The 26,806-nt window shown below is 68.7% G+C and carries 19 protein-coding genes; 8 read left to right on the top strand and 11 right to left on the bottom strand.

From position 1 onward, the window contains the following. Positions 1-42: 42 nt before the first annotated feature. Both J3P44_RS18945 and J3P44_RS18940 read right to left on the bottom strand, forming a co-directional pair. On the bottom strand, positions 43-711 hold the full coding sequence (locus tag J3P44_RS18945) for a sigma-70 family RNA polymerase sigma factor (protein ID WP_255892024.1): 669 nt from the start codon (positions 709-711) through the stop codon (positions 43-45). Then, positions 708-1,658, bottom strand: a complete 951-nt coding sequence (locus tag J3P44_RS18940) for an alpha/beta fold hydrolase (RefSeq protein ID WP_255892023.1) — start codon at positions 1,656-1,658, stop codon at positions 708-710. The genes J3P44_RS18945 and J3P44_RS18940 overlap by 4 nt, the downstream gene beginning before the upstream one ends. A gap of 274 nt (positions 1,659-1,932) precedes the next feature. On the opposite strand from J3P44_RS18940, the gene wrbA reads away from it, so the two are divergent. The 4 genes from wrbA (at position 1,933) to J3P44_RS18920 (ending at position 11,992) form a co-directional block, all read left to right on the top strand. Continuing rightward, positions 1,933-2,535 carry an NAD(P)H:quinone oxidoreductase gene (gene wrbA, locus J3P44_RS18935; RefSeq protein WP_255892022.1) on the top strand — a complete coding sequence of 201 codons (603 nt, stop codon included), beginning with the start codon at positions 1,933-1,935 and terminating at the stop codon, positions 2,533-2,535. 723 nt (positions 2,536-3,258) lie between these two features. Next, positions 3,259-6,114, top strand: coding sequence for an ATP-binding protein (locus tag J3P44_RS18930; RefSeq protein WP_255892021.1), 2,856 nt, complete (start codon positions 3,259-3,261; stop codon positions 6,112-6,114). 344 nt (positions 6,115-6,458) lie between these two features. Continuing rightward, a complete protein-coding gene (locus J3P44_RS18925; RefSeq protein WP_255892020.1) occupies positions 6,459-9,212 on the top strand; it encodes an ATP-binding protein in 2,754 nt (917 codons plus the stop codon). A 5-nt stretch (positions 9,213-9,217) separates the two neighbouring features. Beyond that, the gene (locus tag J3P44_RS18920; RefSeq protein ID WP_255892019.1) at positions 9,218-11,992 is read left to right on the top strand and encodes an ATP-binding protein; all 2,775 of its coding nucleotides are present in this window, start codon (positions 9,218-9,220) and stop codon (positions 11,990-11,992) included. A gap of 21 nt (positions 11,993-12,013) precedes the next feature. Here J3P44_RS18920 and J3P44_RS18915 read toward each other — a convergent pair whose 3' ends face one another. From J3P44_RS18915 to msrA, 4 genes are all read right to left on the bottom strand, one after another. Next, positions 12,014-12,346, bottom strand: coding sequence for a hypothetical protein (locus J3P44_RS18915; RefSeq protein WP_255892018.1), 333 nt, complete (start codon positions 12,344-12,346; stop codon positions 12,014-12,016). A 42-nt stretch (positions 12,347-12,388) separates the two neighbouring features. Beyond that, complete coding sequence (locus J3P44_RS18910; RefSeq protein WP_255892017.1) at positions 12,389-13,915, bottom strand: amidase; 1,527 nt, start codon at positions 13,913-13,915, stop codon at positions 12,389-12,391. A gap of 163 nt (positions 13,916-14,078) precedes the next feature. Beyond that, a complete protein-coding gene (locus tag J3P44_RS18905; protein ID WP_255892016.1) occupies positions 14,079-16,532 on the bottom strand; it encodes a phosphoketolase family protein in 2,454 nt (817 codons plus the stop codon). A gap of 88 nt (positions 16,533-16,620) precedes the next feature. Continuing rightward, the gene (gene msrA, locus J3P44_RS18900) at positions 16,621-17,136 is read right to left on the bottom strand and encodes a peptide-methionine (S)-S-oxide reductase MsrA (RefSeq protein WP_255892015.1); all 516 of its coding nucleotides are present in this window, start codon (positions 17,134-17,136) and stop codon (positions 16,621-16,623) included. 300 nt (positions 17,137-17,436) lie between these two features. Between msrA and J3P44_RS18895 the strand changes: the two genes are divergently transcribed. Beyond that, positions 17,437-17,982 (top strand): carboxymuconolactone decarboxylase family protein, encoded by a 546-nt coding sequence (locus J3P44_RS18895; RefSeq protein ID WP_255892014.1) that lies wholly within the window; start codon positions 17,437-17,439, stop codon positions 17,980-17,982. Positions 17,983-18,508: 526 nt separating this feature from the next. On the opposite strand, the gene argS is transcribed toward J3P44_RS18895, so the two are convergent. After that, a complete protein-coding gene (gene argS / locus J3P44_RS18890; RefSeq protein ID WP_255892013.1) occupies positions 18,509-20,236 on the bottom strand; it encodes an arginine--tRNA ligase in 1,728 nt (575 codons plus the stop codon). Positions 20,237-20,647: 411 nt separating this feature from the next. Beyond that, positions 20,648-21,664, bottom strand: a complete 1,017-nt coding sequence (locus tag J3P44_RS18885; protein ID WP_255892012.1) for a magnesium and cobalt transport protein CorA — start codon at positions 21,662-21,664, stop codon at positions 20,648-20,650. Between the two features lie 187 nt (positions 21,665-21,851). On the opposite strand from J3P44_RS18885, the gene J3P44_RS18880 reads away from it, so the two are divergent. The 3 genes from J3P44_RS18880 to J3P44_RS25825 are packed head-to-tail and all read left to right on the top strand — an operon-like array spanning position 21,852 to position 24,523. Further along, the gene (locus J3P44_RS18880) at positions 21,852-22,394 is read left to right on the top strand and encodes a gluconokinase (protein WP_255892011.1); all 543 of its coding nucleotides are present in this window, start codon (positions 21,852-21,854) and stop codon (positions 22,392-22,394) included. Next, positions 22,391-23,872 carry a GntP family permease gene (locus J3P44_RS18875; RefSeq protein WP_255892010.1) on the top strand — a complete coding sequence of 494 codons (1,482 nt, stop codon included), beginning with the start codon at positions 22,391-22,393 and terminating at the stop codon, positions 23,870-23,872. The genes J3P44_RS18880 and J3P44_RS18875 overlap by 4 nt, the downstream gene beginning before the upstream one ends. Before the next feature lie 15 nt (positions 23,873-23,887). Beyond that, entirely contained in the window at positions 23,888-24,523 is a 636-nt protein-coding gene (locus J3P44_RS25825) for a cupin domain-containing protein (RefSeq protein WP_372496651.1), read from the top strand. A 170-nt stretch (positions 24,524-24,693) separates the two neighbouring features. Here the strand turns inward: J3P44_RS25825 and J3P44_RS18870 are convergent, their stop codons facing one another. The 3 genes from J3P44_RS18870 to J3P44_RS18860 form a co-directional block, all read right to left on the bottom strand. After that, a complete protein-coding gene (locus J3P44_RS18870; protein WP_255892009.1) occupies positions 24,694-25,077 on the bottom strand; it encodes a cupin domain-containing protein in 384 nt (127 codons plus the stop codon). A 20-nt stretch (positions 25,078-25,097) separates the two neighbouring features. Then, positions 25,098-25,919 (bottom strand): alpha/beta fold hydrolase, encoded by an 822-nt coding sequence (locus tag J3P44_RS18865; protein ID WP_255892008.1) that lies wholly within the window; start codon positions 25,917-25,919, stop codon positions 25,098-25,100. Positions 25,920-26,037: 118 nt separating this feature from the next. Beyond that, entirely contained in the window at positions 26,038-26,766 is a 729-nt protein-coding gene (locus J3P44_RS18860; RefSeq protein WP_255892007.1) for an alpha/beta fold hydrolase, read from the bottom strand. Between the last annotated feature and the right edge of the window lie 40 nt (positions 26,767-26,806).

Below are 26,806 nucleotides of genomic sequence, written 5' to 3'. Positions count from 1 at the left end.
GGCATCCGGGCCGGCCCTGTGTCGTGCGCGGCGCATGCGTCCTCACGCGACGTGGTCGGCGTGGTGTGACGACAGCTGTGCCTGCAGGCGGGCGTGAGCGCGGCACAGACGGCTGGCGACGGTGCCCCGCGCGACCCCTGTCATCGCGGCGATCTCTCGGTGGCTCAGTCCAGCCACGTCGGCCAGCAGGACGGTGTCGAGCATGGCTGGTGTCAGCGACCGCAGCGCCGCCTCGAGGTCGGGGTCCAGGTGACGAGCCAGCACGAGCTCATCGGGGCGTGGCCGCGAGCAAGTCGGCTCCGCTGCCGCATAGAACCTGTGCGGTTGCCGCAGGCGGTTTCTGCGCACCTGGTCGCGGAACAGGTTCATGGTGATTCGGTACAGCCAACCCTCCATGGACCCCCTGTCAGGGTCGAAGCGCGGCAGCGACCGGAGCACGCGCACGAAGACGTCCTGGGACAGGTCCTCGGCGGCGTGCACGTCACCGGTGAGGCGATAGGCCTGCCGAGGCACCAAGTCAGCGTGCAGGCGTATCGCCTTGGCCAGCAGGTCGGCATCGATCCGATCATCGGTCCCAGCTGTTGTCGGCGGCCGTGGGATCTGCATGTTGTCGGGCGCCGATCGGCTCGCGGGTCGGTCGGATGCGAGGTGGAGCAAAGTGCCTTGCTCTGCTGCGCTGTTCGGCGCGCTCGTGTGGTCGTGGTGGGTCATGGGGACCTCACCTCGTCCCGGTCGGCGTTGAAGGCTTCTGCGCCGTGCGCAGCGGCATGGCGGGCGATCGCCCGGACCTCCATCACCGCGCCGGCGAACACGTCGGGTGCCTCCTGCGGGAGGTTGTGCCCGGCACCGGGCACTTGAAGGTGGACCCGCGGACCGGTGAAGTGGGCGGCACCTGCCTTCCCGTCGGTGGCGGGGAAGTTGCCGTCTCGGGTGCCGTCCAATGTGACTGCAGGGACGGTGATGGGTGGCAGCGTGTCGAGCCGCGCTTGGATGTCGGCGTAGTCGGGGTGGCCTGGCGCCAGGCCGAGCCGGTGGCGGTATGAGTGCAGGACCACGTCGACGTAGTCCTCGTTGTAGAACGCGGCGACCGCCCGGTCCAGCATCTCGTCGTCGAACTGCCAGGCTGGTGAGTTCTTCGCCCAGATCACTTCCGCGACTCCGCGACGATCGGCGGCCAGGCCGGCAGCACCGCGGTCCGTGGCGAAGTACCAGAAGTACCAGAACCCGGCCTCCAGCCGCGGCGGAAGCGGTTTCTGTGCGGCGGCTAGGTCTTGGATGAGGTAGCCGTTCACGGACACCAGGCCGGCGCATCGTTGCGGCCACAACGCGGCTGCGATGCACGCGGCTCGACCGCCCCAGTCGAAGCCTGCGAGCACTGCCCGGTCGATCTCGAGGGCGTCCAGGAGCTCAAGCACGTCGGCACCGAGCGCTGCCTGCTCACCCGAGACGGCGGCCGTGCTGCCGCGTGACTGGGTGGGCCCGTGACCGCGCAGGTAGGGAGTGATGACGCGCAGGCCGCTGTGGACCAGTCGCGGGATCACGTCCACGTAGGAGTGCACGTCGTAGGGGAACCCGTGCAGCAGCAGGACCACCTCGCCATCCGGTGGGCCTTCTTCGACGTAGCCGACGGTCAGGGTGCGGGTGTCGATGGTGCGCACCGGTCCGAGACGAGGAAGCAGTGAGGGATTCCCGCTCTGAGCGGTGGCGTTGCCCATGGTGGCTGTCCTTCGACGCGAGGAGTTCTTGCGTCGAGTCTCGCCGCGGACGTCGTCGATGAGCGTCGGTCAATCGACTGCATACGCCGAGCTCCCGCACCCGTTGGTCGCGGCTACCCGGTGGGGGAAGTCAGATGACCGATGAAGGCAAGCGCGGTGGTCCTCAATGATCGGAGGGTCCCGTTCCGAACCTTCCGCTACGACCCGCGAGGTGCCCATGTCCGTCAAGATGGCAGTCGTCTACTACTCCGCAACCGGAGCCGTCCACGCAATGGCCAACGCCGTCGCCGAAGGCGCCGAGAAGGCGGGGGCGGAGGTCCGCGTCCGGCGCGCCCCCGAGCTCGCCGGGGAGGACGCGATCGACTCGAACCCGGCATGGCGCACCTTCGTGGACGCCACCAAGTTCTCCGTGCTCGAGGCGACCATGGATGACCTCGCGTGGGCCGACTGCTACGCGTTCGGCACCCCCACGCGATTCGGCCTCCCGGCAGCCCAGCTCAAGCAACTGCTTGACCGCACCGGGGGCCTGTGGCAGCAGGGCGCCTTCGTCGGCAAGCCGGTCACGTCGTTCACGTCGTCGATGAACACCCACGGAGGTCAGGAGTCGACGATCCTGGCGCTCAACAACGTGTTCTACCACTGGGGGTCCCTCATCGTTGCTCCCGGCTACACCGACCCGCTGCTGTTCGCTGCCGGCGGCAACCCGTACGGCACGAGCTCCACCAGCAACGACGGCCCGCCCTCCGATGCCACCTTGGAGGCCGCCCGCTATCAGGGCCAGCTGGTGGTCGACGTGACCCGGCGCCTCGGCAACGGCTAACGCGCCCAGGAATGCCGGCGCGGCAGGAGCCCTGTGCCCGGCGCCGCTCCCGCGCGTCCGTTGGAACGCAGCGTTCCAAGGGACGGGCTGCAATGCGCGACGGCGGCAGAGGTGACGGTCGTGGCAGCGTTACCGCCCATGAGCGCCCTGGCTGGAGTACGAGCAGTCGCGCGGGGGCGGCGACCCCAGGATGAGCCCGTGGTGCTCTTCCAGCGTGGCGACTCGCCGGTGACCTTCGACTACACCGTCGCACAGCTGCACTGCCTCGACCATGAGCGCCCACGTGTCCACTAGGTCAGCTGACCGTGCGCCCTTCAGAGCGGATGGCTCGCAACGCCGTCGAGTACAAGGCGCTGACCCCGCTGACCCCTCCGCTGGCCGACACCTTGCGTGGCCGTGGCAGGTCTGTCCCTTCGACCCGCCGTGGATGATGGACCTGTGAGCGGTGTGGCGTACCGGCCGTCAACCGGCCGCGATGCTCGCCTTCATCACCGCCGCAGCACGCTGACGCGCCCCGCGCGACGGACGACATGAACGGGCCGCCAATCCGGCACGATGAGTGCTTACAGGCAGAAGTGCAATGAGGCCTAGACGCACCAAAGGATGCCGTGACACCGTTGGAGATCAGTGTGACCCAACCGTGGCTCCACTGGAACGATGTCGTCCTCCCCCTGAAGGCACAGGTCGGGCGTCATCAAGCAACCGCTAGGACCAATCCGCCGCATGCTTCGGGCCGCGGCCCCCGAGAACATCTCGTTGGATGACGGGCGGGGAGAGCTGAGCATGGGCAGAGACGACGTCGGCCTTCCGGCCTCGCAGGGTTTGATCGGTCGCGACCGAGAGATTCGTCAGGTCACCGAGTTCCTGCGCGGCACCGGATCTCCGGCCGTCCCTTTGGGCACGACCATGGTCATCGAAGGTGACCCCGGTGTGGGGAAGACGGCCTTGTCGCGCGCCGTATCGGACCTGGAGCGGGCACACGGGGCGACGGTCCTGTCCGGTGGAGGAGTCCAGTCGGAGGTAGACATCGGTTACGCCAGCCTGACGCAGCTGCTCGGTCCCGTCGTCGACTACGTGGATGCCCTTCCCGCCGCACACCGCGACAGCCTCCACGCCGCCTTGGGGTATGGCGAGCTGGGACAAGGCCTTTTCCCCCAGGTTGCCGAGGCACTAGCGGCCCTGCTCGCGGAGCTGGGACGCAGGACACCGGTCGTCGTGGTGATCGACGACTTGCAGTGGGTGGACTCCGCAAGCGCGGACGTTCTCGGTCGTACCGCACGGTCGCTGCGTGGCTCGAACGTAAGGTTCCTCGTGCTCGAGCGGACTGGCGTCCATACCCTGTTCGACGCGTCCGGGTATCCGCGCCTGCGTGTGGAGCCGCTTGCCGAGGCTGACGCCAAGGCGCTGCTGACGGCACGCTTCCCCCAAACGGACAGCCAGGTGCTGGAGCGCGTTCTGGTGGAGTCGGCAGGCAACCCGTTGGCCCTGCTCGAACTGCCCACCGCACTCGACGTGCGCCAACGCGCCTCCGGTGGACAGCTGCCGGCCCATCTGCCGCTAACCCAACGCCTGCAGAACCTGTATGGGGGGCGTGTTCGCCAGCTGTCCCCCACGACACGTCAGCTCCTGCTTGTCCTGGCATTGAGTGAGTCGCGCCTTCCGATCTCCGACGATTCGAGCCTGGAATGGCTGGACCCCCTACTACCGGCAGAGCGGGCTGGGCTCGTCGAGCTGGATCGGCAAGAACGCAACATCTCGTTCCGTCACCCACTCGTGCGAACCACAGTCATCGATCTCTCGACCGCCGTCGACCGCCGAGATGCCCACCTGAGCCTTGCCGCCGGATATGGCGAAGACGATGAGCGCCGTGCCTGGCACTTGGCCGCGGCGACGGTGACGCCGGACGAGACCGTGGCGACGTTGTTGGAGGCCGCCGCAAGCAAGGCCCTTCACCGGGGGGACGCGACCGGCGCGATCCGCACGTTGGTTCGCGCTGCTGAACTGAGCCCCCACCCGACCGAACGGGCACGCCGCCTGGCCAAGGCCGCCTACCAAGGCGCCGACCGGGGCCTCGACATGGACGGCGCGTCCCGCCTGCTGGAGGAGGCCGCCCTGGCCGACCCGAGTGGCGCACGGACACTGGCGGCCGCCGTCGCAACGGCGTATTTGCTGTTGAACAACGCTGGCGACACCACGACAGCACACCGCGTCCTTGTCGCGGCCCTGCAGCAGCTCGACACCACCTCAGCGGATCCAGACATGGTCGCCGAAGCGGTCCACACCCTCTGCGAAGTGTGCCTGTACGCGGCACGGCCGAGCCTGTGGCCCGCTTACCATGAGGCAACAGCGCTGGTGGACCTGTCGGCCTACCCGGTGCTGGCACTGTGGGACCAGTTGATGGTCGACCCAGCCCGGCGTGCGCATGCACACCTGCACGACATCGACGAAGCCCTCGCAAGCCTGGAGCACGAGGGCGACCCCGTGCGCGTCGAGCGCGTCGGCACCGCGGGTGTGTTCGTCGACCGGATCTACTCCGCACATAACGCGCTGATGCGGCTCGTTCGTGACGCACGCGCCGGAAAGTCGGTCGGCCCTGGGACCATCGCTTTGATGGCGTTGGCCGTGGAGGGTTTCAGGCGTGGCGAATGGACCCGCGCGAGTGAGCTGGCCGACGAGGGGGTTCGGCTGGTGACTGAGCATGAGTTCGGCCTTCTCCTGTGGCCCCTGAAGCTGACCCAGGGCTGGCTGACAGCAGTTACCGGGCAGACCGCCGAGCTGCGCGACATCCTGGACCAGATGCACAACTACGCAACTCCCCGTCAAGTTGACGTCGTGCTCCTCTACGCCCACCACGCGGCCGGCCTGGGCGCTCTCAGCGAAGGGGACTTCGAGCGGGCGTTCCGCGAACTCAGCGCCGTCACCGCGCCAGGTGAGTTGCGCAGCCACGACGGCTGGAACCTCGGCGCGTCGATGGACCTGGTCGAGGCAGCCGTGCACTCAGGACATCTGGAGGAGGCGGCGGCTCACGTGGCGGCGATGCACGACGCCCGCCTTGCGGAGCTGTCAAGCCGCCTCGAACTGCTGGTCGCCGGATCGGCCGCGATGGCCGCAGCCCCCTTCGACCGACAGCTCTACGAGCGCGCGTTGCAGACCAAGGATGCTGACCAGTGGCCCTTCGACCTGGCCCGGATCCACCTCTGCTACGGCCAGACGCTGCGTCGGGAACGGGAAGCCGCGGCTGCCCGCCCCCACCTGCGGACCGCGCTCGACATATTCGAACGGCTCGGCGCACGACCCTGGGCGGAGCGAGCCAACCAGGAACTGCAAGCCACCAGCGAGGCCAAGCAGGGCGCAGCCACACAGGTCGGGCCAGCCGTGCTCACTCCCCAGGAGGACCACGTCGCTTCGCTCGCCGCCCAGGGCCTGACCAACCAGCAGATCGGCGAACGCCTCCTCATCTCACCCCGCACGGTCGGAGCCCACCTGGCCAGCGCCTACCGCAAGCTCGCTGTCACCAGCCGAGGAGGCCTTCACATCGCGTTGCAGCAGGCCCGACGACAGGACGAGAACGAAGGGTGACCCCCATGACCAGCGCTAGCGCTCCTCGTCTTGTAGCTGCGACTCGCGGCCCCCACGTGCAGTTGAAGGCGCCTAGGAAGTTGCAACTCAACCCGTAGTTGCAACCGCTCGTGGACCACGGGCGGTCCGAGTGGCAGGCTTCCATCTAGCACCGTCCATTCGCAGTCGGGCGACGCTGTGACGGGTCTCCGCGGTGGGGCTGCTCGGGCGTCGAGGCACAACCGCGCACGAATAGTCGCCGCGGGCCTGAAGGCCGCAGAGCCCGCGCTGGCCATCATCTCGAACGACGCCGAGGGGAGAGCGAGATGGACGGAGCTCAACCCGAGACTGTCCCGTTGGGGACTTTGGTCGGGCGCGACCGAGAGATCAGCCAGGTCACCGAGTTCCTGCGCGGCACCGCAGCGTTTGATGACCCCATGGGCACGACCATGGTCATCGAAGGTGACCCCGGTGTGGGGAAGACGGCCTTGTCGCGCGCCGTATCGGACCTGGAGCGGGCACACGAGGCGACGGTCCTGTCCGGTGGAGGAGTCCAGTCGGAGGCGGACATCGGTTACGCCAGCCTGACGCAGCTGCTCGGTCCCGTCGTCGACCACGTGGATGCCCTTCCCGCCGCACACCGCGACAGCCTCCACGCCGCCTTGGGGTATGGCGAGCTGGGACAAGGCCTTTTCCCCCAGGTTGCCGAGGCACTAGCGGCCCTACTCACCGACCTGGGACGCAGGACACCGGTCGTCGTGGTGATCGACGACTTGCAGTGGGTGGACTCCGCAAGCGCGGACGTTCTCGGTCGTACCGCACGGTCGCTGCCTGGCTCGAACGTAAGGTTCCTCGTGCTCCAGCGGACTGGCGTCCATACCCTGTTCGACGCGTCCGGGTATCCGCGCCTGCGTGTGGAGCCGCTTGCCGAGGCTGACGCCAAGGCGCTGCTGACGGCACGCTTCCCCCAAACGGACAGCCAGGTGCTGGAGCGCGTTCTGGTGGAGTCGGCAGGCAACCCGTTGGCCCTGCTCGAACTGCCCACCGCACTCGACCTGCGGGGACGCAGCTCCGGGGAGCAACTACCGGCCCACCTGCCGCTGACCGGGCGCCTGCAGGCGCTCTATGGGGGCCGCGTTCGCCAGTTGACCCCAGCGACTCGTCAGCGCTTGCTTGTCCTGGCGCTGGGCGAGTCCGAGCTTCCCGTCTCCGACGCAACCCTTGACTGGTTGGACCCCCTTCTACCGGCGGAACGCGCCGGGCTCGTCGAGCTCGGGCAACGGCCCGGACAGGTCTCGTTCCGACACCCCCTCGTGCGAAGCACCGTCATCGACCTGTCGACCGCCGTCGACCGCCGTGACGCACACCTGGCGCTGGCCTCGCGGTACGCCGAAGAGGACGAGCGCCGTGCCTGGCACTTGGCCGCGGCGACGGTGACGCCGGACGAGACCGTGGCGACGTTGTTGGAGGCCGCCGCAAGCAAGGCCCTTCACCGGGGGGACGCGACCGGCGCGATCCGCACGTTGGTGCGTGCCGCCGAGCTGAGCCCCCACCCGACCGAACGGGCACGCCGCCTGGCCAAGGCCGCCTACCAAGGCGCCGACCGGGGCCTCGACATGGACGGCGCGTCCCGCCTGCTGGAGGAGGCCGCCCTGGCCGACCCGAGTGGCGCACGGACACTGGCGGCCGCCGTCGCAACGGCGTATTTGCTGTTGAACAACGCTGGCGACACCACGACAGCACACCGCGTCCTTGTCGCGGCCCTGCAGCAGCTCGACACCACCTCAGCGGATCCAGACATGGTCGCCGAGGCGATCCACACCCTCTGCGAAGTGTGCCTGTACGCGGCACGGCCGAGCCTGTGGCCCGCTTACCATGAGGCAACAGCGCTGGTGGACCTGTCGGCCTACCCGGTGCTGGCACTGTGGGACCAGTTGATGGTCGACCCAGCCCGGCGTGCGCATGCACACCTGCACGACATCGACGAAGCCCTCGCAAGCCTGGAGCACGAGGGCGACCCCGTGCGCGTCGAGCGGGTCGCGACCGCGGGTGTGTTCGTCGACCGGATCTACTCCGCACATGAACCACTGATGCGACTGATCCGTGACGCACGCCGTGGGAAATCGGTCGGTCCGGGAACTCTGGCTCTGATGCTGCTGGCCGTGGAGAGCTTCAAGCGGGGCGAGTGGACCCGCACGCGTGAACTGTCCGACGAGGGCGTCCAGATGGTGACCGACCACGACTTCGGCCTGCTCATCTGGCCCCTGAAGCTGACCCAAGGCTGGCTGGCAGCATGCACGGGACAGACCGCCAAGCTGCGCGACCTTCTCGACCAGATGCACAACTACGCCACTCCCCGCCAAGTCGACACCGTGCTCCTCTACGCCCACTACGCGGCCGGCCTCGAGGCCCTTGGGCGGGGCGAGTTCGAACGGGCCTTTCAAGAGCTGTGTGGCGTCACCGCGCCCGGTGAGTTGCGCAGCCACGACGGCTGGGCCATGGCGGTGTCGATGGACCTGGTCGAGGCAGCCGTGCACTCAGGGCATCTGGAGGAGGCGGCGGCTCACGTGGCGGCGATGCACGACGCCCGCCTTGCGGAGCTGTCAAGCCGCCTCGAACTGCTGGTCGCCGGATCGGCCGCGATGGCTGCAGCCCCCTTCGACCGACAGCTCTACGAGCGCGCGTTGCAGACCAAGGATGCTGACCAGTGGCCCTTCGACCTGGCCCGGATCCACCTCTGCTACGGCCAGACGCTGCGTCGGGAACGGGAAGCCGCGGCTGCCCGCCCCCACCTGCGGACCGCGCTCGACATATTCGAACGGCTCGGCGCACGACCCTGGGCGGAGCGAGCCAACCAGGAACTGCAAGCCACCAGCGAGGCCAAGCAGGGCGCAGCCACACAGGTCGGGCCAGCCGTGCTCACTCCCCAGGAGGACCACGTCGCTTCGCTCGCCGCCCAGGGCCTGACCAACCAGCAGATCGGCGAACGCCTCCTCATCTCACCCCGCACGGTCGGAGCCCACCTGGCCAGCGCCTACCGCAAGCTCGCTGTCACCAGCCGAGGAGGCCTTCACATCGCGTTGCAGCAGGCCCGACGACAGGACGAGAACGAAGGGTGACCCCCATGACCAGCGCTAGCGGCGCGACCCCACTTGTCGGCCGGGACACGAGCCTTGCAGTGATTGCTACGTTCCTCGAGGAGGTCGCCACTTCGGGGGCGCACCTGGTCGTCTCCGGCGACCCGGGAATCGGGAAGACGTCATTGCTGCAGGCCTCGCGGGACAGGGCCACGACGGCCGGCATCAGGGTCTTCGCAGCAGACGCAGCCCAGTTCGATACCCGGAGCAGCTTCGGAGCATTGCGTGAACTTCTCGAGCCGTTGTGGGGCTACGTGGCGCACCTCGATGCGGTGCACGGCGGGACGCTCGAGACCGGTCTGGCCGGTGCTCTCGGACCGCCGCTGCGGCGCGGCGCGCTCGGGCATGCGGTCCTGGCCCTGTTGCGCCAGGTCGCCGCCGACGGCCCCGTCCTCCTGGTGCTGGATGACGCTCAATGGGTTGATCCGGACACGTGTGACGTCGTTGCCTTCGTCGCTCGGCGCCTGGTTGGCCTGCGCGCAGGTCTCCTGAGCGCGACACGTTTCGGCTCGGGCAGTCCCCTGGAGGACGAATCCCTCCGCCACCACCGCCTCGCTCCCCTCGGCGAGGAGGAGTCAGCCATCCTCCTGGACTCAGCGTTCCCGCGGTTGCCGGCCCAGGTCCGCGAGCGTGTACTGCTCGAGGCAGACGGCAACCCGTTGGCGCTGCTTGAACTGCCACACGTCCTCGACACGTCGTCGATAGGAAGGTCGCCGGCCAAGGAGCCGTCCGCGCCGGCAGTGCTGCGCCTGTTCGGACCCCGCATCCGCGCACTTCCTGATCGGACGCGTGAGTTCCTGCTTCTGCATGCCTTGGAGGGCAGCGGCGACTTGGGCTTGTTGGCCAAGGGTGCCGAGGAGCCGCTTGGCCTGAGCGCGCCGGCCGAGAACGCCGGTCTGGTGCTCGTGGACGAAGCCGCCGGACGTCTTCGGTTTCGCCACCCGCTGGTTACCACCACGGTGGTGGAGCTGGCCACCGAGGAGGAGCGCCTACGAGCTCACGCCCGCATCGCCCAGGCGCTGCAGCGTTCTCCCGAGCGTCGTGCTTGGCACCTGGCTGCCGCCACGTCGGAACCGGATGAGACCGTGGCGACGGAGTTGGAGCTGCAGTTCAGGGACTCGTCCGCACGTGGCGACGTCGCGGGCGGCCTCCGCCTGTTGCAGCGTGCAGCGGAGCTCAGCCCCGAGCCCTCCGAACGAGCCCGCCGACAAGTGATGGGGGCGTTCATCGAGGCTGACGTGACCGGTGACCTGCGCTCGGCCGCGCGTACGCTGTTGGACGCCGACGACGTCGCTTCCACCGGAACGCAGTCCCTGCCAGCCACCTTGGCCGCGACGTACGTGCTTCTCAACTCCGAGTGCGAAGTCGACACGGCGCACCGCCTCTTGCGCGAAGCCATCAACCGACACCCCGGTCGAGACGACCCCACGGACGGTGTGCTTGAGCATGCTCTGCACAGCCTGCTGATGATGAGCTGGTTCGGCGGACGCCCCGCGCAATGGAGCCCTTTCCTCGAAGCAGTCGAGCGGCTCGGCCCAGGGTGCCCACCGCTCGTCGACCTCGTGCACCGAGCGTTCGGTGACGCGTCTCACCAAGGTGCCAGCGCACTGCCGTTGCTGACTGAGGTGCTGCGTCACGTCGACGCCGAACGGGACCCGCTGCGCATCACTCGCATCGCCTTGGCATGTGTGTACACCGACCGGATGGGAGAGTGTCGCCAGGCATTGAGACGTGTCGTGGACAGTGGATACGACGGCGGGGCGGTGGCCTTGTCGATCAACGCGCTGGTTTCTAGTTGCGTCGACGACTGGCTCACCGGGCAGTGGGACGAGGCGCTGGAGCTTGTGGCCGAAGGCGTCCGTCTGTGCGAGCAACACGGGTACCGGCGCTACTCAGTCATTCTCGCCGGATACATCGACCAGTTGGTGCGCGTGGCCCGCGGTGATCAGGAGGGCGGGCTACGCGCGGCCGAGGAGATGGCCGAGTGGGCCGAGGAACGCGGTGCCGGCCTGACGCGCTCGTTCGCCGAGCACCTCTTCACGCTGCGGTCCATCAGCTTGGGCGACTACGAGACAGCGTATGGACACGTCACGAGGATCGCCCCCGCCGGCGAGCTCGCTGCGTATAACCCGCACGCGCTGTGGGTGCTGTTCGACTTGGTCGAAAGCGCTATGGCCACCGGGCGGGCCGGGGCGGCTCGACAGCATGTGGCGGCGATGCGCGAACACCGCATCGACCGGATCTCGCCCCGCCTGAGGATGGTCGCCGACGGGTGTGCCGCCCTGGCGTCGACCGGCGAGGAGGCTAGTAACCTCTTCGAGCGCGCGTTGGCGACGCCCGATGGTCGACGCTGGCCCTTCGACCGTGCCCGCATTCAACTCGCGTACGGGGAGCACCTGCACCGGTGCAACGATCCCGCCGCGCGCGCATGGTTGACCGAGGCCACCACCACGTTCGGCCGACTCGGAGCACGGCCGTGGGAGGCACGCGCAGCCAAGGTGCTACGTGCCTCCGGCACCAGCGTGTCCCCTCGCGTCGTCACCTCGCAAAGCGGGGCGGACGTCCTCAGCCCCCGGGAGAGGGAAATCGCCGACCTCGCGGCCCAGGGGCTCTCGAACCGTGAGATCGGTGAGCGGCTCTACCTCTCGCACCGCTCGGTCGGTGCGGCGCTGTACCGCATGTTTCCCAAGCTGGGCATCACGACACGTGCGGCGCTGGCGGCCGCGCTGGAACGTCTCGACCAGCCGGACGCGGATGGCTAGCCCGCGTGCGATTGCCGCTCGTCACTCGCCGGTGCGGTACCGGCCCACGAACGGGACGCTGTCGCGGCCGAGGAACCTCAGCCCGACGATCCGTCCGTCCTCGACGAGCCAGCGCAGGTCGTACTCGGCCGTGTAGTGCGGCGGCCAGAACGACGCGAACCGGCCGGTCTCATCGACCGTCCACTCCCCCGCGCTGACGCGGCCGTCTTCGACGTAGGTCGTCATCCCGTCGCTGCTGAACACTTGGGTCGCCCCGTCCTCGTACACCAGCGATCCGGCCGTCAACGCGCGCCGGACGAGGAACGGCGCAATCCGCTCCCGGTCGACGGCTGCTATGCCCTCGAAGTCGTCCACCACGACGCCTCCCTTCGCTGCCCGCTGCGAGCGCGCACGACCTCAGACCTCGAGGCTGCGGGTCTGGCACGCCTCGTAGGTGTGCTGCCACGGGCGCAGTCTCTCGAAGGCGGCGCTGGCGGCGAGCACGGAGACGTCGTCGTTGCGGCGCCCGATGATCTGCATGCCGACCGGGAGCCCGTCCGAGAGCCCGGCGGGCACGGACGCGGCGGGGTGGCCGGTGAAGTTCACGAAGTACGTCAGGCACCAGCCGATGAGCGGGTCGACCGTCTCGCCGTTGATCGAGCTCGGCCCCACGGTGTTGCCGTCGGTGGCGTTGTCGACCGGGGGGCACGCGAGGGTCGGGGTGATCAGCAGGTCGTAGTTGTTCAGGACGCTCTGGAACCCGCGGTAGACCTCGGTGCGCACGGCCTGGTCGCGGAAGAAGTCGAGTCCCGACATGCGCTGCGTGACCTCGACCCAGTGCAGGTACTCGGGCGGGAAGTCGGCGCGGTGGTCACCGAGCAGGTCCGTGCCTGCGGCGGCCATGGCGTCGAGGGCCTGCAGGTTGAGCAGCATGTAGAGCCGGGACCACACGTCGCTCAGCTCCTGCTGTGAGCGGGTGATGCCGAGGTTGACCTCCTCGACGTGTGCGCCGGCCTCCTCGAACGCCATCACGGCCTTGGCGACGACGTCGCCGACCTTGGGATCGACGGGGAACACGTCGAGGTTCGGGCTGTAGGCGATCCGCATGCCTTGCACGGAGCGTCGGGTGGCGGCGGTGAAGTCGGGGGCCCGCTCGGTGAGGCTGAACGGGTCGCGGGAGTCGTAGCCGGCGAGGACGTTGAGGGCCAGGGCCGCGTCCTCGACGGTGCGGGTGATCGGGCCTTCGAAGAGGAACGGTGAGTCTGCGTTGCCGAAGGCGTTGGGGTTGGCGAGGAACGGAACCCGGCCGAAAGACGCCTTGTAGCCGTACACACCACACCAGGCCGCCGGGATGCGGATGGACCCGCCGGCGTCGGTGCCCTCGGCGATGGGCAGCAGCCCGTCGGCGACGGAGGCAGCGCTGCCTCCTGAGGATCCTCCGGTGTTCTTCGACAGGTCGAACGGGTTGCGGCTGGCGCCGAACAGGTAGTTGTCGCACGTACCGCGAAAACCCATCAGCGAGCTGTTGGTCTTGCCCAGCAACACGGCGCCGCCGCGGGTCTCCATGCGTTCGCAGAACCCGCACTGGGCGTCGACGACGTTGTGCTCGAGGGCCCGGATCCCGCCGAGGCTGGAGGGCCATCCGGGCTTGAAGTCGAAGAGGTCCTTCAGCGCCGACGGCACCCCGTGCAGGGGCCCCAGGGTGTCGCCGTTCATCACGGCCTGCTCGGCGTCCTTGGCGCGGGCACGCGCATCGTCGAAGCCGAGGTACACGAACGCGTTGAGGCTGGGGTTCCGCGTCTCGATCCGGTCGATCGCTGCTTCGATGACCTCGACCGGCGACAGGTCGCGCCGGCGGATCTGTGTGGCGAGGTCAGCCGCGGTGGTGTACGCGAGGTCGTCGGACGACGTGCTGGCTGCGGGCATTGTCTGGGTGCCGCTCATCGGGGGTCTCCTGTCGGTGAGTCGATCGGTCGCGTGGCCAGGGGGCGTGGGCCCGCATCGCGCCTCGCGGTGAGCTGTGTGGCGGGCGGGGGCTGTCGCCTCGAGCACGGGGTCGGTCGTGGACGAGTCCAGCGTCTCGCCATCGGGCAGCGGAAGGCATCGGTCATCCGACTGCCCCGTGCTCATGGTCATGGTCGTGCTCATGGTCGTGCTTATGCTCATGCTCGTGGTCGTGGCCGTGGTCGGTCAGGGACCAGTCCCGTACCTCGGGCATGTCTTGGAGGTGCTCGACGACGTACACCTCGTGGGCGGCAAGGCGTTCCTGGCACCAGGTCTTGAGCGCGCTTGCGCCTGAGGGGGTGCGGCGGGCGCGGTCGAGGGCGTCGATGACCAGGTGGTAGCGCGACGCGTGGTTGCGGACCACCATATCGAACGGCGTGGTGGTGGTGCCTTCCTCGATGAACCCGCGTACCCGGAACCGGTCCGCGGCTGGGCGGCCGTGGACCAGCTGGTGCACGGCGCCGGGGTAGCCGTGGAAGGCGAACACGACGTCGACGTGGTCGGTGAACAGCTCCTTGAACGCCGTGTCGTCCATCCCGTGCGGGTGATCGCCCGGCCGTAGCAGCGACATCAGGTCGACGACGTTGACGACGCGGGTGCGCAGCTGCGGCATCCGTTCGCGCAAGATGTGCGCGGCGGCGATGGTCTCCATCGTCACGACGTCGCCGGCACACGCGAGCACGATGTCGGGGTCGACGGTGCCGTCGTCGGTGCCGGCCCACTCCCACACGCCCGCGCCGCGGGCGCAGTGCGCATCAGCCTGGGCGGCGGTGAGGTACTGCAGCTGCGGCTGCTTGTCGATGACCAGCAGGTTCACATACGACGTGGACCGCAGGCAGTGGTCGGCGACCGACAGCAGGCAGTTGGCGTCAGGGGGGAGGTAGACCCGCGCGACGGTCCCGCGTGCGTTGAGGACGTTCTGGATGAGGCCGGGGCCTTGGTGGCTGAACCCGTTGTGGTCGTTGCGCCACGCGGTCGAGGTCAACAAGATGTTCAGGCTCGGGATCCGGGCCCGCCATGGGAGGTGCTCGGCCTCTTGGAGCCACTTGGCGTGCTGGATGGTCTGCGAGGCGCTCACCATTGCGAACGCCTCGTAGGTGGCGAACATGCCGTGCCGGCCGGTGAGCGTGTAGCCCTCGAGCCAGCCGTGGCAGCTGTGCTCGGAGAGCACCTCCATCACCCGGCCGTCGCGTGACACCTTGTCGTCGGCGGCGGTGGTCGGCTCGGCGAACGCCCGGTCGGAGGCCTCGAGGACCGCACCGAGACGGTTGCTGGTGGTCTCGTCCGGGGAGGACAGCCGGAACGTGTGCGGGTTGCGCCGGTAGGTCTCCCGCAGCAGCTCGCCGAGCTGGCGGGTCGATTCGTGCCGCACGGTGGCGGGGGCGGGGACGTCCACCGCGTGGTCGCGGTGATCTGGGAGGTCCAGGGGTTGCGTCAAGAGCCCGCCGTTGGCGTGCGGGGTCGCGCTCATCCGCAAGGCACCGGTCGGGGTGACGCGGCGCACGAGGTCGACCGGACTCCCGTCGGCGTCGAACAGCTCCTCGGGGCCGTAGGAGCGCAGCCACTCCTCCAGCAGCCGCAGGTGCTCGGGGTTTTCGCGCACCCCTGACAGCGGTACCTGATGTGCTCGGTGGGTGCCGCGCACCTGGACACCGTCGACGACGTCGGGGCCGGTCCAGCCCTTGGGGGTGCGGAGCACGATCAGCGGCCACCGGGGTCGGGTGCCGTCCCAGTCGCCGCTGCGCGCCGATTCCTGGATGGTGCGGATGCGTCCCCACGCCTGGGCGAGCGCGGCGGCGAAGCGGTAGTGCATGCCGGGGACGTCTTCGCCCTCGACCTCGAGGACCTCGTACCCGTGGCCTTCGAGCAGCGAGCGCACCTCGGCCGGGTCCTTGCGCGCCAGGACCGTCGGGCCGGCGATCTTGGCGCCGTTGAGATGCAGGACAGGCAGCACGGCGCCGTCGCGGACCGGGTTGAGGAACGAGATGCCCTTCCATGATCCTTCGAGCGGCCCGGTCTCGGCTTCGCCGTCCCCCACGATCGCCAGGGCGAGGAGGTCGGGGTTGTCCATCACGGCGCCGAACGCGTGCACCAGGACGTAGCCGAGCTCCCCGCCTTCATGGATCGAGCCGGGAGTGGTCACCGACACGTGGCTGGGGATGCCGCCCGGGGCGGAGAACTGCCGGAACAGCCGGCGCATCCCCTCAGTGTCCAGCGTGACGTCGGGGTAGACCTCCGTGTACGTGCCTTCGAGGTAGCCCGCGGCGACCAGGGCCGGGCCACCGTGGCCCGGCCCGGTCAGGTACAGCACCTCCTGGCCGGTCTCGCGGATCAGTCGCGACGTGTGGGCGTAGATGAACGACAACGCAGGGCTGGTGCCCCAGTGGCCCAGCAGCCGCGGCTTGATGTGCTCGACGGCCAGCGGTTCGTTCAGCAGCGGGTTGGCCATCAGGTAGATCTGACCGACGGTGAGGTAGTTGTTCGCCCGCCACCACGCGTCGAGCGCGGCGACCTCGTCCTCGGCGGGGGCGGCCAACCGGCCGACCAGATCGTCCACTTCAGCGCGCCTCAGCATGGGCTCGTCCCTCATCTGGTCGACCACGGGGTGCGATGCGGTGCGTGTGGGTGGGCCGCTCGGGCGCGGCTCACGCTTGCCGGCTCGACTCGGGGAGCTTCCATCCCTCGCGAACGAAGTGGCAGGTGTAGCCGTACGGGTTCTTCTGCAGGTAGTCCTGGTGCTCGATCTCCGCGAGCCAGAACTCGCTGGCCGGTGTCACCTCGGTGACCACCTTCCCCGGCCACAGCCCCGACGCGTCGACGTCGGCGATCGTGCGCTCGGCTTCTTGGCGCTGCTCCTCGTTGGTGTAGAAGATCGCCGACCGGTAGCTGGTGCCGACATCGTTGCCCTGCCGGTTCTTGGTCGTCGGGTCGTGGACCTGGAAGAAGAACTCCAGCAGGTCGCGAAACGACGTCTGCACCGGGTCGAAGAGGATCTCGATGGCCTCCGCGTGCCCGTCATGGTTGCGGTACGTGGCGTTCGGCACCGTTCCGCCGGTGTAGCCGACACGCGTGGACACGACACCTGGGCGCTTGCGGATCAGCTCCTCCATGCCCCAGAAGCATCCGCCAGCCAGGACTGCAGTCTCGAGCGACTCGTTCATGAGCTCTCCGATCGTCGTCTCAGTAGGGCCCCACCGCGGGCGAGGCGCCGCAACGGCATCTGCCGCCGCCCTTGGAGTGTTTCGCCGGTTGACGTCCAACGGCATCGGCTGAACGACTGCGCCGACCTGTCGGCGCGGGCGTGCGTCGGGCGGCGTGCAACGACGCTTCCGCCCGCCCTGGTGCGCGGATGCGCGCCCGCGTGCAGTGTCTTGACCGATGCCGGGGACGGCGCAAGCGAGGAAGGCTGGCCGCGACGCCATCGGGACTCGGCCCGATCCCCGCGACGACCGGAGGCCCACATGGAACAAGATCCGCCGCAGATCCCCGAGGTGTCGGAGCCCGCCGCCTCTCCCCCGCGCACAACTCCGGGCGCAACCCGGTACCGCCTGCGCCGCGTCGACACCGCCGGCAATGACGCTCTGACGCATCTGGGTCGCCACGGCGCTGACACCTTCGGCTACACGGCAGTCCTGACGGTGGAGCCGCGACTCGCGCAGCTGCTGCGGCTGCGCGTGGCCCAGATCAACCACTGTGCCTACTGCCTCGAGCTGCATCACGCCGCGGCGCGTGCGGCCGGCATAGCCGATCCGGTGATCGACACGCTGAGCGCCTGGTGGGAGACGGACTTCCACGACCCTGCGACAAGGGCCGCGCTGGCGTACACCGAGGCGCTCACCTTGCTCGCCGATCCGCAGGTGTCTCGCAGTTTTGAGGCGCGGCACCGCGACCTGGCCGCCCACTTCGACGAGTCGGCCATCCTTGAGATCGTCGGCGTGGTCGTCAACATGAACGTGTGGACCCGCCTCAAGCTCGCGGAAGGCGCTGCCCCCGGCTTCATCGAATGAGCGGCCCACCCCTGCTCAACCGCTGCCGGCAGGAACCGTAATCCGCGAACTGACCGACAACATCGTGGCTCCTGCGTGCTGCCGAGACGTGGTCCTGGCTCCCGGCTGCGACGGTGGGGCTTGCTCGGCGGTCCGGTCCCTAGATGGCGACCGTGGAGCACGGGCCTAAGGTCGGCACGCACCGGCACGTCTCCGAACAGGGGAGGAAGGTGTGCAGCGCGTGGCCGCAGTAGGGACAGGGACGGTCGTGGGACAAGTGCGTCGTCCTGCTCGTCTGCTCGGTAACCCACATGGCCGTGTCTCCTGTCTCCTTGCCGGCGAACGTTGTCCGGTACCACGAACCTAGGTCCGATGTGCGACCCGGATCATCGGTCAGCCGACGGTCCTTCGTCTCCACTTGCGACGTGGCGACCGTTCATCCGCACACGTCGACACCCGGGCCACCCTCGTCGCGCAAGATGCCCCAGGACTGCACGAACAGTGGTCCGCTTCTCCCGGTCACGTGCACCGACGTCGCTGTGCGGGGTCACATGGTCGCGGGGGCTTCGATCCCGAGCAGGTGCAGTCCGCGGACGAGAACGTCGCGGGTGAGTCCTGTCAACGCCAACCGGGACGCGTGAACGTGCGGGGCGGCTTTGAGGATGGGGCACTGTTCGTAGAACACCGAGTAGGTCTGGGCCAGGTCGAACAGGTAGGTGCACAGACGGTGCGGTTCGAGCGCACGACCCACCTCGGCGATGACGTCGCCGAACTCCAACAAGGACATCGCCAGTGCGCGTTCTTCGGTCTGGGTGATCGCGATGGAGTCGAGGTCCATCGCGGTGTCGTCAGCCTTGCGGAAGATGGATCGGGTGCGTGCGACCGCGTACTGAAGGTAGCGGCTCGTGTTGCCGTTGAGCGCGACCATGCGATCGAGGTCGAAGACGTACTCGCTGTCGTGGGCCACGGAGAGGTCCGCGTACTTCACCGCCCCGACGCCGACCCTAGGGGCCAACCTCGCGCGCTCTGCCGCGGACATTCCCGGGCGATCGGCGGCGATCGTGGCGTCGGCGGTGGCGACGGCCTCGTCCAGCAGCGCCATCAGCCGCAGTGGTGCCCCCGAACGGGTCTTGAGGATCTTGCGATCTGGGCCGAGGACGTTGCCGATCTTGACGTGCACGGGCTGAGCGTCGTCCGGCAGCCACCCCGCCTTGCGGGCCGTCGCCCACACCATCTCGAGGTGCAACGACTGGGGTGCCCCGACGACGTAGAGGATGCGGTCTGCGGACAGGTTCCGGACACGGTGGCGCACTGTGGCGAGGTCCGTCGTGGCGTAGCCGTACCCGCCGTCCGACTTGCGGATGATGAGCGGCAGCGGCTTGCCTTCCCGACCGGTGAAGCCGTCGAGGAAGACGCAGAGTGCGCCGTCGCTGATCGTGGCGATCCCCGCGTCGATCAGCTCGGCGGTGACCCGGGGAAGGTCGTCGTTGTAGGAGGACTCGCCAGCCAGGTCGGCGTCGCTGAGGCTGACTCCGAGTCGCGAGTAGATGGCGTTGAAGTACTGCTTCGACAAGTCCAGCAGCTCCTTCCACAGCCGCAGCGTCTCGGGGTCGCCGCTTTGCAGGGCGACGACGCGCGTGCGGGCACGCGCTGCGAACTCCGGGTCAGCATCGAACTTCCGGCGAGCCGCCTGGTAGAAGGCGTTCGGGTCCGTCTCGACGAGCAGCGCATCGTCGGAGCCCTCGCCGACGTCGAGGAGATGCTCGATCAGCAACCCGAAGGGCGTCCCCCAGTCGCCGATGTGGTTCTGCCGGATCACCGTGTGCCCCAGGTGTTCGAGCAGGCGTGCCAGCGCGTCGCCCACGACCGTGGTGCGGAGGTGTCCGACGTGCATCTCCTTCGCCACGTTGGGTGCTGAGTAGTCGATGACGATGCGCTCTGGTGTCGGCTGCGGTACGCCGTGGCGTGGATCCGAGACTAGGACGCGCGTCGCGGAGCTCAGCCACGCCTGACTGAGCGTCAGGTTGATAAAGCCCGGTCCGCTGATCTCGACTCGGTCGCACACGTCGTCAACGTCGAGTGCGGCGACGATGCGTTCGGCCACGTCGCGAGGTGGCATGCCGAGGCGCTTGGCCAGTGGCAGGGCGGCGTTGGACTGGAGGTCCGCGAACTGGCTCGGGCGCAGCACAGGGTCCGCGTCTCGGTGCTCGGTGCCGAAGGCGTGCTCGATCGCGGTGGACACCAGCGGCGCCAGCGTGGCCTGGGCGGACGGCATGACGAGACGCTACTCGCGCTCTTCGGACACAGGTGGGTGACCAGGGCGCCGGCGGACGCGGCGCAGACCACCGGCAGGGGCTCGTGTCGGTCGACAACCCGCACGGGAAGCACGAAGGCACCACCCCGGTGGCAGGAGCTGGGGCCGCGGCGATGCGTCCTGGTGCTGAGCGCCCGCGCGCGGCTCGGGATGAAACCAGTCCGGACACCCGTGGTCGTCGCGCGTCACTTCGACGACCTCCGCAGAGCTTCGGCCAACCGTTTCGCCAGGTCGGACTCACGGGTGGCGGCGAGCTGGGCGCGGAGTTCCTCGTGGGTCTTCATGCCGTCACCCGCTCACCGGAGCTCAGGAGGCAGCGCCCAGCCTCGGGTGCCTGTGGCCCTGGCATGTCTGCTGCGCCGCGGTGTCCGGTCATAGCCAGTTGCGCCGCCTGAACAGCAGGTACAGCGACGCGGAGGCCACCGCCATGGCGGTGATGGCTGCGGGATACGCGACTCTCCACCCCAGCTCGGGCATGTGGGCGAAGTTCATCCCGTAGATGGACCCGATCAGCGTCGGTGCGAACAAGATGGCCGCCCAGGACGAGATCCGCTTGACCTCCTCGTTCTGCACCAGGCTGGCGGCGGTGAGCTGTCGGGCTTCCTCGTTCTGTCGCTGGGCCACGAGGGTGGCGTTGACGGTGAGGATGTCTTGCAAGATGGCGCGGAACGCGTCGATGCGGTCGACCACGTGGATGACGTGGTCCTCCACGTTGCGCAGGCAGTGCTGGAGCTCCTGGTCCATGCCTGACGCCGCGTAGTCGGCTCGCAGATCGGACAGGACGGCGAGGAGTGGGTGCGTGGCGCGCTGGAAGTCCGTCACGTCTCGCAGTGCCTCGTAGATGCGCTGCGAGGCTTCGGCCTGACCTGCGAAGACCTGGTCTTCGATGGCGTCGATGCGGGCTTCCAGCTGATCGGCGACCGGTCCGTACTCGTCGACCACCTGGTCCAAGATGGCGTAGAGGACGGCCTCGGGACCCAGGCTCAGCATCGCCGGCGATTTCTCCATCCCGCGCCGTACACGCTGGAGGTCGGGTCCGGCCTGCTGGCGGACCGTGGTGACGAAGTTGTGTCCGATGAAGACGTGCAGCTCGGCGAACTCGACCCGGTGGCGCGACTCGACGTGGCGGGCGCAGCGCAGCACGAGGAACACGATGTCTGCGTAGCGTTCCAGCTTGGGTCGCTGGTGTGCGTCCATCGCGTCCTCGACGGCCAGCGCATGGATGCCGAATTCGGATGCCACCGCCATGATCTCGTTCTCGTCAGGGTCGAGGAGGTCGATCCACGCCATCGCTGCTGGTTGTCGCAGCAGCTCCCACGTGGCATTGAGGGACTCGGGTGCGGCATGCCGGCGGCCCTGTCGATACACGACGTTGCTCACGACGCTCATCGCCCACCACACCCGCAGGCAATGCCGGTGCCAGCTCGCGCAGCGATCGAGGTGCCCATGCTGCGAGCGTGCCCGGTTCGCGAGCGCACGAGCATCGGTCATCCGACCAGACATGGCACGCCACCATGTCACGCGATGCAGTCGATCAACCGACGCGCGAACGCGTACGGCGCGGTCAGCATGAACCATGGCCTTGACCAGCTCAGCACCTGTTCAGCAGATCGTGATGATGGGAGTCGCCGGCGTCGGCAAGACGACGATCGCCGAACGCGTCTCCGCCCTCACCGGGTGGGTCTTCGCTGAAGGTGACCGCTTCCATCCCGCTGCCAACATCGCCAAGATGAGCTCGGGCCAAGCCCTCACCGACGAGGACCGGTGGCCGTGGCTGCGCAGCATCGGCGACTACATGTCCGCCGAGATCGCAGCCGGCCGGTCCGGAATCGTCACCTGCTCCGCGCTGCGGCGGGTCTATCGCGACCTGCTGCGCGAAGACCGGCCTCAAGTGCGGTTCTGTCACCTGGCCGGCGAAGAGCCCATGGTCGCGGAACGGATTGCCCAGCGCACCGGGCACTTCCTTCCCCCGTCGCTGCTCCGCAGCCAGTACGAAACCCTCGAGCCGCTCGAGGACGAGGAGCCCGGAGTCACCGTCTGCGTCGACGGCGACCCCGACGCCGTGCTGGCCCACGTCCTCGACGCACTCGACCTTCACCAGATGACAGGAACACGATGAACCCCCAGACCTTGCTCCTCGCCGAGAGCGCACTGACCGACGCCAGCAACGCCCAACTCATCATCGCCGCGCTGCTCGGCATCGCGACCGTGGTGGTCCTGATCGTCTGGGCGAAGATGCACCCGTTCATCTCCCTCATCCTCGGCGCCGCCGTCATGGGAGGCGTGGCCGGGGTCGCCCCCCTCGACATCGTGGCCAGCTTCACTCTCGGGTTCGGGGCGACGGTCGGAGCGGTCGGCCTGCTGATCGCCCTCGGCGCAATGATCGGTGCCATCTTGGCCGACTCCGGGGGCAGCGACACGATCGTCGACACCATCATCGGTCGCGTCGGCGCGACCGGGCTGCCGTGGGCGATGGCCGCCATCGCCGCCATCTTGGGCCTCCCACTGTTCTTCGAGGTCGGCGTCGTGCTGCTCGTCCCGGTGGTCCTGCTCGTCGCGGTGAAACTCGACGTGCCCCTCATGCGCGTCGGCATCCCGGCGTTGGCCGGACTGTCCATCCTCCACGCCCTCGTTCCCCCACACCCCGGACCGCTGGTCGCCATCGACAACCTCGGCGCCGACTTGGGGCTCACTCTGCTCCTCGGGCTCGTGGTGGCGATCCCCACCCTGATCGTGTGCGGACCGCTGCTCGCTCGCGCCATCGAGGTGTGGGTCCCGGCGCGAGCCTCCGCGCTGGCCGGGGCCGTCGCCGTGCCGTCGGGGCAATCCCCCGCACCGGCGGCGGCCACCGCGCCCAATTCCGGTGCGTCCGGGCAGTGGAGCGACGACGTGATGGAGCCACCGCCGCCGTCCGGTGCGAGCTCACGACGACCCAGCTTCCTGGCCGCGGTGTTGTGTGTGACCTTGCCGGTGGTCCTGATGCTGGCTCGCGCTATCGCCGAGCTGACGATCGAAAACGAGGACAGCACTGTGCTGAAGACGTTGGTCTTCATCGGCACTCCGTCCGTGGCGCTGCTGGCTGCGGTGCTGGTCTCGATGTGGTTCCTCGGGTTCCGTACCGGGATGGACCGCAAGCACGTCGAGAAGTCGCTGGGCTCCGGCCTTCCGGCCATCGCGTCGATCCTGCTCATCGTCGCGGCCGGCGGCGGGTTCAAGACCGTGCTCGTCGACGCCGGTGTCGGTAACGTCATCGGGGATTGGGCCGAAGGCTCCGGCATCTCGGTGCTGCTGCTCGGCTGGCTGGTCGCGGTCGGGGTTCGACTGGCGACTGGTTCGGCGACCGTCGCAACCATCACGGCCAGCGGCATCGTCAGTGGCGCCGCGGCCACGCTCGGCGCGCCTGAGCTCGCGCTGCTCGTCCTGGCCATCGGGTGCGGCTCCGTGTTCTTCAGCCACGTGAACGACGCCGGCTTCTGGCTCGTCAAGGAGTACTTCGGCCTGACCGTCGGCCAGACAATCAAGTCGTGGTCGGTGATGGAGACGGCCATTTCGGTCGTAGGCTTGGTCGTAGTGCTCCTCTTGAACCTCGTCATCTAACAGGCGCCCCCAGACATGCGGCCGCTCACCAGGCGGCACACCAGACCTTCCGGGCACGCGCCGATGACCGGACCAGCGTCGCGCTGGACGCCTCGGGAGTGGACGTGTCCGCCATTGCAGAGGCTCGCAAACAGCCTTGTCACAACGACTGCGCAGTGCGAGTCTCGAGCGCATGGTGCTGCAGCCATGACGACCTTCGACCCTCTCGTCGTCGGCCCTCCCGTCGACCGGTCGCGACCGTGGCGCGTGGTCGCGGACGGCAGCCGGAGCAACGGCATGGCGCTCGGGGACGGGCGCATCGCGCCTGGAGCACCGGGCCCGGGACGTCACGTCCATACGCACGAGGACGAGGGCATCTACGTCGTTGCCGGTGTCCTGACGGTCGAGGTTGGCGACGAGCGTCACGAGGTCGGACCCGAGAGCTTCATCTGGCTACCGCGCGAGGTCCCCCACGTCTTCGCCAACCTCGGTCACGAGGAGGTCTGGACGCTAGGCCTGATCAGCTCGCCCGGACTCACCGGCATGTTCCAAGCAGGCCGAGTACTTCGCCTCCCTCCAAGGCCCTCCGGACCCTGCGGTGCTGCTGGACATCAGCCTGCGTTACGGAGTCCGTCCGGTGGAGGGACCACCTCTGCGCTGACCGCGTGTTGAGCTTGCCTGGCCCTCGCGAGAGCGCCCGCGCCGGCCGCCGCGATGCGCAGGTGAGCGCGGTGCTGCGGCGGTGCGCGACCTCGGAGGACTGAGCGGCCAACCTACCCGGCGTTGAGGCGGCGCTGGCTCAGCGGCTGCTGTCCACACGACACCGTGTGGGCAGCAGCCGCTCAGCGCGCCTTGGCCGGGGCCGGATGGAGCGTCGCAACGGGTTCGCCCGTTCGCACCAAGTAGGTCGACAACATGACCCCGACATGGTCGCCCACGTCGCGGGCGTTGTGCGCGACGTCGGGAGGAACGGTGAAGCCGTCACCGGCCGCCAGGGCGAGAGGCGGGTCGTCTCCGACGATCATCTCGACGTGGCCGGCGATGATGTAGCCGACCTCCTCGCCGGGATGGGTGTGCCACCCGGACTCGGTTTGGGATGGGATCTGGGTGAGGACCTGGACGATGTCGCGCCCAGGGATGGACGACGGGAGGCGCTGGACTTCGGTGCGCTGCAGACGGCCGGTGAGGCCGTCTCGATGCGCCATGCGGCTGGCCGGTGCGGTCATGACGACACTTCCCTCCCGGCTCACTCCTTGATGAAGGTGAGCAGGTCGTTGGTGAACTCCTGCTCGAAGTCGCCGTGCAGGCCGTGCGGAGCGCCGGGGTAGACCTTCAACGTTCCTTGGGTGAGCGCCTCGGCGGTCTTGGTGGCGGACGCCGCGATGGGCACGATCTGGTCGTCGTCGCCGTGGGCGACCAGGACGGGGATGTCGATCTTGGCGAGATCGTCGGTGAAGTCGGTCTCGGAGAACGCCTGGATGCAGTCGAAGGCTGCCTTGACGCCGACCTGCATGGACCACAGCCAGAACGAGCGGCGAAGTCCCTCCGAGACGTCGGCGCCGTCGCGGTTTGCGCCGTAGAAGGGCACGGACAGGTCGGCGTAGAACTGCGACCGGTCGTCGGCGACGCCGGCGCGAAGGCTGTCGAACGCGTCGATCGGTGTGCCTTCGGGGTTCGCGTCGGTGCGCAGCATCAGCGGCGGGATCGCGCCCAGCAGGACGGCCTTGGCGACCCGGTCGGTGCCGTGACGGCCCAGGTAGCGGGTCACCTCTCCCCCGCCGGTGGAGTGCCCGACGAGGACCGCGTCGCGCAGGTCCAGCTGCTCGATGACTTCCGCGAGGTCGTCGGCGTACTGGTCCATGTGATGGCCGTCCCAGGTCTGTGTGGACCGGCCGTGACCGCGGCGGTCGTGAGCCACCGCCCGGTAGCCGGCATCTGCGACCGCTTTGGCCTGGTTGTCCCAGGCGTCCGCGTTCAAGGGCCACCCGTGGCTGAACACGACGGGGCGCCCGGTGCCCCAGTCCTTGTAGAAGATCTCGGTGCCGTCTGCGGTGGTGATGGTGGGCATGTGTGACTCCTGGTGCGGTAAGCGGGGCGGTGGTTCGAGAACTGGGACGAGCGTGGTTGTGGGGGTGGCGCCCCGGCGGAACCGACGAGATAAGGAAAGGGGCGTCGGTGGGTGCGCGTCAGTCGTGACCGGCGTCGACCAGGTCGGTGGACTTGGACGCCTCGAGGATCATCTCGGCGGTGCGGTGCGGGTGAGCCATGCCGACCACATGGGAGGCACCGGTGATGGCCATGGTGAAGCGCGACTCCGCGCGTTCGGCCATGAAGGCGTGGGCGCGAGCCGGGATGTTGCGGTCCTCGTCGCCGTAGATGAACCAGCTGGGGATGTCCTTCCACAGCGGATCCGGGCCCGACGGGTCGTTGAGGGCCGCTTCGGTGCACGGGCGTTGCGTCACGGCCAGGAGCTCGGCCTCCCGGCGAGGCAGATCGGCGCAGAACTGGTCATGGAACTTGTCCTGCGCGATGTACATGTCGCGGCTGTGCTGGCCGTGGTCGACGAACTGCAGGGTGGGTCCAAGGGTGCTGCCGGGCTCCATGCTCGACAGGTCGGCGCAGGACTCGCCGGCGTCAGGAGCAAACCCGGCGACGTAGACCAGCGCCCGGATGTCCGCGGCGCTGCGCTCCACGTTGGTGATCACGGCACCGCCGTAGGAGTGACCGACCAGGATGACGGGCCGCGCGATGGCGCGCACGACGTCGGTGACCGCCGCCGCGTCCTGCACGACACCGCGCAACGGGTTGGCCACCGCGACTACCGGGTGCCCGTGACTGAGCAGCGCGTCGATGACACGGTTCCAGCTCGACGACTCCGCGAACGCTTCGTGAACCAAGACGACGGTGGGCTTCATGGCAGGTCCTCTCGCAAGAAGGGCTCGGCCAGAGCCGCAC

Origin of the sequence: Nocardioides astragali (assembly GCF_024436375.1) — a bacterium.
GTDB lineage: Bacteria > Actinomycetota > Actinomycetes > Propionibacteriales > Nocardioidaceae > Nocardioides > Nocardioides astragali.
Note: the sequence above shows the minus strand (reverse complement) of the source record. Positions and strands in the feature narration are given on the sequence as shown.